This is a genomic window from Sphingobacterium sp. UBA7253, from assembly GCF_002472745.1.
Classification (GTDB): Bacteria; Bacteroidota; Bacteroidia; order Sphingobacteriales; family Sphingobacteriaceae; genus Sphingobacterium; species Sphingobacterium siyangense.
This window is the reverse complement of record NZ_DKSP01000131.1, coordinates 21,564-31,934: the sequence shown is the minus strand read 5'-3', so window position 1 is coordinate 31,934 and position 10,371 is coordinate 21,564. Positions and strand designations below refer to the sequence as shown.

Annotated in this window: 8 protein-coding genes; 6 read left to right on the top strand and 2 right to left on the bottom strand. The window is 40.1% G+C overall.

Annotated features, from left to right (window positions below; genetic code table 11):
• Nucleotides 1-394: 394 nt before the first annotated feature.
• Together B2X72_RS13575 and B2X72_RS13570 are read left to right on the top strand one after the other, a co-directional pair.
• Entirely contained in the window at nucleotides 395-1,447 is a 1,053-nt protein-coding gene (locus B2X72_RS13575; RefSeq protein ID WP_070561862.1) for a ComEC/Rec2 family competence protein, read from the top strand.
• 38 nt (nucleotides 1,448-1,485) lie between these two features.
• Nucleotides 1,486-2,163, top strand: a complete 678-nt coding sequence (locus tag B2X72_RS13570) for a hypothetical protein (RefSeq protein ID WP_286849931.1) — start codon at nucleotides 1,486-1,488, stop codon at nucleotides 2,161-2,163.
• Nucleotides 2,164-2,202: 39 nt separating this feature from the next.
• Here the strand turns inward: B2X72_RS13570 and B2X72_RS13565 are convergent, their stop codons facing one another.
• Entirely contained in the window at nucleotides 2,203-3,048 is an 846-nt protein-coding gene (locus B2X72_RS13565; RefSeq protein ID WP_070561858.1) for an RteC domain-containing protein, read from the bottom strand.
• Nucleotides 3,049-3,320: 272 nt separating this feature from the next.
• Nucleotides 3,321-4,202: a LytR/AlgR family response regulator transcription factor gene (locus tag B2X72_RS13560; RefSeq protein WP_070561856.1), complete on the bottom strand. Its 882-nt coding sequence runs from the start codon at nucleotides 4,200-4,202 to the stop codon at nucleotides 3,321-3,323.
• Between the two features lie 87 nt (nucleotides 4,203-4,289).
• On the opposite strand from B2X72_RS13560, the gene B2X72_RS13555 reads away from it, so the two are divergent.
• The 4 genes from B2X72_RS13555 to B2X72_RS13540 all read left to right on the top strand — a co-directional run bounded on the left by B2X72_RS13555 (nucleotide 4,290) and on the right by B2X72_RS13540 (nucleotide 10,371).
• The gene (locus B2X72_RS13555; protein ID WP_070561853.1) at nucleotides 4,290-4,634 is read left to right on the top strand and encodes a hypothetical protein; all 345 of its coding nucleotides are present in this window, start codon (nucleotides 4,290-4,292) and stop codon (nucleotides 4,632-4,634) included.
• A gap of 132 nt (nucleotides 4,635-4,766) precedes the next feature.
• Nucleotides 4,767-5,408, top strand: coding sequence for an RNA polymerase sigma factor (locus tag B2X72_RS13550; RefSeq protein WP_083295795.1), 642 nt, complete (start codon nucleotides 4,767-4,769; stop codon nucleotides 5,406-5,408).
• 80 nt (nucleotides 5,409-5,488) lie between these two features.
• The gene (locus tag B2X72_RS13545; protein ID WP_070561851.1) at nucleotides 5,489-6,652 is read left to right on the top strand and encodes a FecR family protein; all 1,164 of its coding nucleotides are present in this window, start codon (nucleotides 5,489-5,491) and stop codon (nucleotides 6,650-6,652) included.
• A gap of 131 nt (nucleotides 6,653-6,783) precedes the next feature.
• The gene (locus tag B2X72_RS13540) at nucleotides 6,784-10,371 is read left to right on the top strand and encodes a SusC/RagA family TonB-linked outer membrane protein (protein WP_139144900.1); all 3,588 of its coding nucleotides are present in this window, start codon (nucleotides 6,784-6,786) and stop codon (nucleotides 10,369-10,371) included.

Below are 10,371 nucleotides of genomic sequence, written 5' to 3'. Positions count from 1 at the left end.
ACAGAAATCCAATCCTAAAATTTATTTAGGACAGATGTGATTTCAAAATAGAGTAAATAATTAATTAAACGTCAACATGTCATGATTGTCATGACATGTAAATATTTAGCTACAGAAACAACCCGTTTTCCTGATATTATAAATGGCTAATTGGGGTTGGCAACCATTTTGATCGAATTCTAAACGATAATAATCTGTTTAAAAACTAATTATTATCCCGTTACTAACAGGAACCTTTCGAAAGAAAACAATTGTTTTTTTTCTTAAAACTTTCCGCTTAAGAAACCTAAAGATCCAAGCATCTTCTGGTCATTTATTAAAAATTAAACAGGGGCACACCGGCTAATGCTCGCGGTCGGTTTTGTCTTGATTTATTGCGGGCTAAATAATATTTATGAGTAAACAAATACAAATTGATTTTTTACCGGTAGACAGCGGAGAAAAGAGTGGTGATGCTATTGCATTTCGCTATGGCGATTTTTCTGACCGCAGCTTATACCAGGTAGTAGTTATTGATGGAGGTACGAAAGATTCGGGAAACCGTCTTGTCGAGCACATCAATGAGTTTTTTGACACTAATCATGTAGATCTTGTTGTGTGTACACATCCTGATGGTGACCATGCTTCAGGTCTGAGGCAGGTGCTCAATCAATGTTCTGTGGGAGAGTTATGGATCCATAAACCTTGGGAGCATTCAGAACATGTTCGGGATCTTTTCCATGATGGCCGGATTACTGATAATAGTCTCAGTGAAAGACTGCAAAAAGGTTATACTTATGCATTTGAGCTTTGTGAGCTTGCCAATGCGAAGGGAATTGATGTCAGAGAACCCTTTGCGGGCAGAACAAGTGAGGATGGAGCTATTACAGTTCTTGGGCCAACGGTTGATTTTTATCGAGAACTTATACCTGACTTCGCAAGAAGCCCACAGGCAAAGCAAATCTTGCTTGAAAAAGCCCTTAGTGGTTTTGAACGTGCTATTTCCTGGATTGGGGAATCTCTAAATTATGAGACCTTAAGTGAAGACGGCGAAACATCTGCTGAAAACAGTTCCAGTGCAGTATTGTTGTTTCAATTCGCCGGAAGAAAGTACTTATTTACAGGAGATGCTGGTATTACTTCATTAAAAAAAGTGATCGAGTTTTCTAAATCCGAAGGTATAGATATTTCAAGAGTTTTTATGATGCAAGTACCGCATCATGGTAGTAAACGAAACATCTCTCCAAGCGTTCTTGATGCTATCACATGTGATCAAGCCTATGTTTCGGTTTCTAAAGACGCAAGGCCGGAAAAGCATCCCTCTAAAAAAGTAACAAACGCCTACAACCGGAGGGGAGCAAAAGTATATAAAACAGCAGGTTCTAAACTTTGTAGTTCATTGAATGCTAACAGAGAGGGATGGGGACCAGCAGATGTTGTTCCATTTTTTAACCAAGTTGAAGAGTAAATATGGACAGATATAGCAGAACTGCACGGTTATATCCGATGATTATTTTTTACTTGCCTTTGATAGTTGTTGGAGCACTTGTTACTTTCTGGGACTTGGATAAGAATATCCATTTTACAGTTCCCTTTGGGGCCATGGGTGTGTTGGCTTACTTCGCTGCCCAAATTGGTAGGGATGGCGGAAAGCGCAAAGAAAAGAAACTTTGGGAAGATTGGGGCGGCGCCCCAACTACCCAATTGTTCCGTTGGAGCGATGGACATTTCGATAGACATACGAAAGGTCGCAATCATCAAAAAATGCACAGTCTATGTCCTGTAGGCCACTTAACGGACGAGCCGTATGAGCGCTCGAATACTATTTTAGTAGATGAGGCATACCGTGCCTGGACAAGTCATATAATAAGCAATACTAGGGATACAAATAAATATCCCCTTATCTTCAAAGAGAATATGGCATACGGTTTCCGCCGTAACCTTTGGGGGCTGAAACCAGTATCTATAATTTTGATCGGCATTTTAGCATTAGCTACGTATGGCTTTTTTGGTTTTAAAGCTGGAGTATGGACAGTGGAGACCTATCCCCAGGTCTTTTTTATATCTGAAGGGTTCCTATTGCTTTGCCTGGTTTGCTGGTTGTTTATTATCAGAAAGAACTGGATTAAAATTCCTGCATTCGCTTATGCGGAAAGGCTACATGAAGCCATAGGACAATTATAAAAAAAGCCTTCTGGTACATTTACCAGAAGGCTTTTCTTATTAAGAAAATCGCGGAAATTCATCACTTTCATCCATTCTTTTGATCAAACAATCAGTAAGGTAAGTCATAAACTGAGCCCGGTCTTTTTTCTTTATCCGCATCCTTTGAAAGTATGGATAGTAATGTGTGATTTCAATATGAAAAAACTCTGAAATGATAAGAAATAACTGCTTTACATTCGGTTTTCCGTTATTGATAACACCGCTACTGGCAAGGGCGTAAATGAGCTCAATTAATTGAGCCTTACTTCCGGTCCATTTTAGCCTTTCCGAATGTTCGGGGTTACTTTTATATTTTGGTGATTTTAGATTAGCGATGGTATTTTGTATTTTACCTGCGAGGCGATCGAAGGCCATAAATTTACCAAAAAGTGAACTGTATGCAGTTGAAATCCTACTGTCGAGTTCCGGATTCTCTTCGATGTTTATGAGCTTCTCTTCAGGATAACGGACGAAAAGCTGCTGATCATGTAGCGTCAGTTGTTGCTTATAGTATTTGTACAATTCCTTATAACGTTCAAAATAATCGTTGATGCGCTGTATGGCTTTCTTTAAAAAATCGATCTGCCATTTTGTGCCTACCGGCAGGTTGGATTCTAGAAATAGAACTTCATTCCAAAATATAAATTCAGCATAGAAGGACGGCCTTTGTTCTTTGAAGAACCTGATCTCATCTTCGGTTGTTCGAAACTCATACTGACGAACGAAGTCGTTGAGCAGTTCCATTGTTTTATTTAAGCAATCTTTACTACGGTTAGCCAGTTCAAGATCATGTTCAGATTCGGTGGAAATGACATGCATAGACACCTCCATATTTTTCTGCAATTCTATGAGAAATTGATTCATAATTCGATTTATTTAGTTTAGAAAGCAGTGTGCACCCTGCCGGCTTTGATCCAAAATTAAGAGCTCGGCAAGGGTATCTAAAATCCCAATCAATCAGAATAGTCCGAATTCGGAATATTGGTATCCGAATTCGGAATATGAGCAATTACTTCATCTAAATAAGAAGGTTGGAGCGATATGCTCCGTTGATTTTTGCCTCAATCAAAGGGAAGTGCCCTTTGATTGAGGCAAATATGGTGTTGAGTTCAGGGATATATGCGCTGAATTCAGCATCATCGTATAATCCAGTTTTTAAATGTGCTGACTTTTGTTTCGCTGACCAAAACAGGATCTGATGGAGCGGGTATCAATCCCAGTTCGAGCCTTGGGCCATTTGTAGGACTAAATTCCTTGCAGCAACTAAAGCTAATAATCATCTGGCGGTTTATTCGAAAAAAAGCAGTTGGCGCAAGGCTGGCCTCCAACTCATCGAGGGAATAGCTGATTTCAAATATTTCCCCATCATTTTTTCGCAGGTAATTCTGCTTTTGCTCCCGGAAAAAATAAGCAATTGCGGAGGTTGGTACTGGAATACTCTTAAGGGGCGTCTGAACAAGAATTACAGTTTTATACTGTCGCCGTTCGGGCAGACTTCCCTCCTGTTCATTTTGCGGTGTTGGTTTAGAAATATCCTCCTTAATTTCCGTACTGTCACGTGGCCAGAAGGATACGACCAGGTAATATAAAAAGTAATAGATATTGGCCAGGAAGATAAACAGTAAAATCACAGGGAAGTCACTGTCAAAGTATGGGGTATCCCGGATATCATGGCCGTACATACTGAAATAAACCCATGCAAGCAGTACTGCAATTGCGGCTGGAGGCGCTAGACCAAGCGCAAGCTGTGCTGCTATCCGTTTATTGGTGTCCTGGAACCAATCGAGCCTGGCATCGAGGTACCGGGTTATCATCCAGATGTAGTACAGTACCAGGAAAGCAATTACAAAACTTGCAACCATAGCATTGTAATAATCAAAATGCCTGATTATTTTTCCTATATCCTCATGGTCACCGTAGACCACGATAAAATGGGCTCCTACCAAAGCAAGAATTACCCTTTTAAAAACATCATTATACGCGGGGCGATTTTCATTCGTATAAACCCTGTTTTCCATAATCGTTTATAATCGTTCTTACCTAACAAATATTAAAGTTAGTAAATATTTATTATATTAGTTACTTTAAATTCAACATGTTAAGATATGGAACAGGTCTATTTTACCCCCGTTGGAATAGCGTTAAAACAACATGAGCTGTACGGCCTTGACGACAACCTGCTCCAGGAGCAGGCCATGTTTCTAAGATCAGATATAATAGGTTGGGCACAACAACATTTTATTCTAAATGATCAGCAACTGAACTGGTTATTCCAGCAGGACTCCAGTTTCACTGTCGATTTTGCTGTAACGATTTCGAATGGGCTTCTTGGACGGTATGATTTTGATATTCGTTTCGGCGGCTCCGAGATATGGAAGAGTAAGCGTATCGATGCCAAAGCGGATCTGCCTTTCAAAAAGATTAAAATTTTTGTGGAGCGGAAAAACTGAGCCGGTCTACATGCAGTTGCGAGGACTCGTCTGCAATTTTTGTTATAAAGTCGGTTGCATAGAAAATTAAATGTTTGTTTTTAGCCCCATCAACCGTTTTGCAGCATTTTTTTCTTGCATCCGGCCACAAAAATGACCACATTAGACCCACCAAGAGACTTAAAGATGAAGATGCAGGCATTAGAAATGGAAGCGGAGCGCACCATTCTCGAACAACTCAGGGCGGGGAACTATGAAGCCTTTGAACAAATTTATGACCGCTATAGCCCTAAATTAACCGGCAACCTGGTAAGGCTGCTCAAAGATCGTGATCTGGCGGCAGAATGCCTGCAGGAAATATTCGTCCGCCTATGGGAACATCGGGGAAGCATTGATCCTGAAAAATCCATCAAAGCCTACTTGTTCCGTATTTCTGAAAATATGGTATATGATATATTCCGGAAGGTAGCAAGGGATGAAAAGATGCGAGCCCATTTCATCTCCTTTACCACGGAGGCTTATGACCATATTGAAAAAGCCCTATTCGACCAGGAAGGAAGACAACTTCTTCATGAAGCCATAGACAAATTGCCGCCGCAGCGAAAAAGAGTGTACAGCATGTGTAAATTGGAAGAGAAAAGTTATAAGGAGGTTGCCGATCTACTGGGGATTTCCCAGGCAGCGGTGAATGATCATGTGACCAAGGCCAATGCATTCCTTAAAGATTATTTCTCCAGCCACCCTTCGCTACCGGTACTGATCCTGGCCTCTCTGTTATACAACAGCCTTTCTTGAAAATAAAAAAATAAAAATTATACCACTCAGCTATTGATTTCTCCCCACAGTCCGTAAAGGCTATAAAAAAGGAGAAAGCTGTGGACAATAACCAAATCCAATACCTATTCGAAAAGTACCTAAAGGGTACTATAACCGGGCAAGAGCTTGGCTATCTCCTGGATGTATTTAATGCTGAAAAAGTTGATGACCAGCTGATGGCAAAGATCAGGTCTACGCTATCCGAAGAGAATGTACCCAATAACGACCAGGTTGAAGAAATAACCGGAAATGTAAAGGAAATCCTTTCCATCCAATTACGTCCCAGACCAAAAACTAACGTTCTTTGGATCTACCTCTCTACCGCAGCAGCAATATTACTTGCCCTTGGCATAGCGGTCTTTTACTTTTTTGACCAGCAGCAAAAAAGCGTTGCTCCAACTACTATCGCCCAACAAGTAGAAATTCATCCCGGAACTGATAAAGCAGAGCTTATTCTTTCCGACGGCAGCCAGGTCTCACTTTTTGATAAAGGGTCGCTACAAAATAGCAAAGATGGTATTGCGAGCCTAAAAGATGGAACATTAACCTATGGACAGCAGACAAGGGAAGCTGCCCTGCAAAAGGATGGATTTAATACCGTAAGGGTTCCAATGGGCGGCCAGTTCAAGGTGGTACTTGCCGATGGCTCCAAAGTGTGGCTGAATGCAGGTTCCTCCATTAAATACCCAGTCTCCTTTGGTATCACTTCACGCCAGATAGAGCTTACCGGTGAGGCCTACTTTCAAGTTGCAAAAAGCAAAAAATTACCGTTCACAGTAAAGTCCACAGATATGGAGGTGACTGCTTTGGGAACAGAATTTAATTTCAATACCTATTCCAATGAGCCTTTCGGCGCCGCCACATTATTGGAAGGCTCCTTAAGGATTCTTAACAATCGATCACAGAAGACCGTCATCATAAAACCGGGTCAGCAAGCTATTGTCGCCAGAGATGAGCTTCGGGTGCTGCAAGTTAACGGCGACGATTACACGGCCTGGAAAGACGGTCTTTTCGTGGTAAACAAAGCAAACCTTAACCTATTTCTCAGACAAGTCGCTCGATGGTATAATGTTGAAATAGATATCTCAAAGGATCGAGAAATAGGAACCGTCTCTGGTGAGTTTCCGAGGGACATCCCTATTGGTGACCTGATCAAATCTTTGAGGACAACAACAGGCGTAAAATTAAAAATCGAAGGAAGGAGGATTGTAGAAGAAAAGTAAAGCAAGTTTCATATGTGTTTATAGACCTGGCAAAAAAAAGAGCCGGAAGTTAGCGCTTCCGGCTGGTGCCAGGCAAAAACAAGAATACCGTTCAAAGCAAACTAATTTTTATTACCTAACGAATCAAATTTATGAATTCTAAAATTCAAAGGAGAATTGTGCACGATAATAAGTGTAACAATGACTGGAACCCAGCCATACCTGATAAATACGGTCTGGCGAGATGGCTTCGATTTATCTTCTTGGTTGCGCTGCTACTATTACTATACTTTGCAGCCTCGGCTCAAAAGATCACAATTGTAGCCAAAAATCAACCGCTTAAAGAAGTCTTGCAACAGTTAAGAAAGCAAAGTGGATATGCCTTTATTTTTAGCGATCAACTTATGGCAAAATCCAATCCTGTCACCATAACAGCAAAAGAGATAGAACTATTGGAGGTTTTACGACAAATCTTTACTAGCCAACCTATGAATTTTGAGATGAACGGAAAAGTAATAACCGTCATTGAAAATAATTCGATACAGCAGCCTAAAAGAAAAATCAAGAGACCAATTAGGGGGCGTATTATTGACAGCTTGGATCAGCCACTGGCAAACGTTACGGTAAGGATAAAAAATTCGGACCAGGCTACCCGATCAGATGAAGCCGGAGCTTTTTCCCTTGACGATGTACCGGTGGGATCAATAATTACTTTTAGTCTTTTGGGACATAGTGGACGTGAAATAAGTGAATTTAATGACGGAATAATTGTCACCCTAAATGCCGTTCAAGGCATGTTAACTGAAGCTGTCGTAAATGTCAATACCGGCTATCAAAGTATACCAAAAGAAAGGGTAACTGGATCATTTGTTCTTGTTGATAGCGCGATATTAAACCGAGCCTTATCCGCAAATTTTCAGGAACGACTAAATGGCATGGTCCCTGGATTGGAATACACTAACGTATCCTTCATGAAGGCTTCCAATTACAATCCTTTAGGTCGAAATGCGGGTTTAATAATCAGAGGCCAATCATCCCTTTCATCCGGAGTTAGCAATTCTCCATTAATTGTACTTGATAATTTTCCCTATGAAGGCGAATTGTCCAATATTAACCCAAACGATATAGAAAGTATCACAATATTAAAAGATGCGGCGGCAGCATCGATTTGGGGCGCCAGAGCAGGAAACGGTGTTATCGTCATCACAAGTAAACAAGGGAAATTAAATAAGCAGCTAACTGTCGAATTGAATGCTAATCTGTCGGTAAAAAATAAGCCTGACGTTTTCTATGATCGAAACTATCTAAACAGTAAAGACTATATAGGGATAGAAAAAGAACTATTTAGTATCGGATATTTTGATGCAGACCTTGAGGATAATTTTGCCTACACACCTGTATCGCCTGTAGTGGAACTTTTATCCCAATTAAAAAATAGAAACATTGATCATTCGAGCTATAATACACAGATTACGGAGCTTGAACAAAATGATGTAAGAAAAGAGTATGACCGTTACATGTATCGAAAAGCGGTAAATCAGCAGTATTCAATTGGGTTACGGGGAGGAGGCAATAAAATAAAATATGCTCTTTCATCAGGTTTAGATAAAAATGCTGAATCTCTGGCGAGGAATAGTTATTCAAGGTTTACAATAAATTCTATAAATAGCTACGAGATAACCTCCCGGCTCCAATTAACTGCCGGTATAATCAACACGATCAGTAAAACAGATCCCAACAATGATTTTCCCTATACCGGAGGCCTATCCCCTGGCGGGCAATATGGTAGGATTTATCCTTATGCTCTTTTTGCAGATGAACAAGGCGAAGCACTTGCAATTATAAAAGACTTTCGTCCGTTCTACGCACAACAGATGATGGGAAAGGGCTTCAAAGATTGGACCTATAAACCGCTTGATGAACTTCAAATTAGCGATAAAACAACACGTATAAATGATCTCGTTTTAAAGGCTGGCATTAACTACAAAATCACGTCGTTTTTAAAAGCCGAAGTGCTATTCCAGAACCAGCACCAAAGGATCAAAAACGAAAACTTCAACAGCCCTGAATCGTATTATACACGAAACCTAATTAATCGATTTTCTATTTTGAATACAGATGGTTCATTAGGTTATCGCATTCCCGCTAAAGGCGCTATCTTGGAAACCTCCCAATATGATTGGAATGCAAATAATTTAAGGGCACAACTCAATTTTGATAAATTAATTAGTACAGAGCACCAGATTACAGCTTTATTGGGATGGGAAATTAAACAATTAAAAACCGAAGGATATGGCAATACGTATTACGGTTATAGGAAAGAGGTTGGAGCAACAAATAATAATCTTGATTTCGCTACAATTTTTTCAGTCAATCCTTTTGGCACTTCAAGAATTCCTTCTCCCGGAGGTACCGTATTTGGAATTACCAATCGCTATATCTCGTATTATACCAATTTAGGATATACCTATAAAAATCTATATTCAATAACAGGTAGTGCGCGTCGTGATGGAGCCAATATTTTTGGGGTTAACACAAACCAAAAGATCACACCTTTATGGTCAGCTGGATTGGGATGGAGCCTAAGCAATGAAAAATTTTATCATAGTGAACTGTTGCCTTACCTGAAATTCAGGGCTACATACGGTTACAGTGGAAATGTATATTTCGGCACTGCTTATGTTACAGGAGTTTCCCTTACAAGTATTGTTACCGGACTGCCAAGAATTACTAATTTGACCGCTCCCAACCCGGACCTAAGATGGGAGAAAGTCCGAAATATAAACTTCGGACTTGATTTTCATTTGAAAAAGCAGGTCTTGTCTGGAAGTCTTGAATATTATGTGAAAAATGGTCAAGATCTCATCCAGCCAATTGAGTTGGCCCCATCTACAGGCTTCCTATCGTTTTCTGGAAATGCTGCAGAAACGCAAACAAAAGGATTTGATGTACAGTTGATTAGCCGGAACTTTAGAGCATCTTTTAAATGGAATACTACCTTGATGTTTAGCACAATAAACAATAAGATAGTGACCTACGATGTACCTCTTACTTCCTCTTCAATTTCCTCAAATGTCGTGGGTATCATTGGAAGACCAATCAATAGCATCTACAGTTACAAATGGGCAGGACTTGACCCTCAAAGTGGTGATCCTTTGGGATATTTGGATGGTAAATCAAGTAATGATTACGCGAGTATTATTAATAAATTTCAACCTGGAGACCTTAAGTATAACGGGCCGTCAACACCAACCGTATTTGGCAATTTGAGAAATGATTTCTCGCTCAAAGAATTTGAACTATCCTTTTCAATCGGTTATAAGTTTGGATACGTCATGCGCAGGAGTTCTACTTTTTTAAATTATGGCAATATCCTTAACTATGGTGGAAATGTTGACTTTTCACAGCGCTGGCAGAAGCCGGGAGATGAAAATACCACTGCAGTACCATCCGTATCTGTTGTCGGAGATGAAAATAAAAATACTTTTTATCAATATTCAGATGTCCTGGTGGAAAAGGGAGACCATATCAGGTTTCAGGACATTCGGCTCAGCTATAATTTCAAAAGGTCAGGATGGTCTGCGATCCGAAACTTGCAGTTGTTTACTTACATGAACAATTTGGGAATTATTTGGAGAGCAAATAAAAAAGGAATTGATCCTGATGTAATAGGCGGCTATTACGTTCATGATATTCCACAACCCTTTTCCATTTCATTTGGGTTAAAAGCCACGCTATAA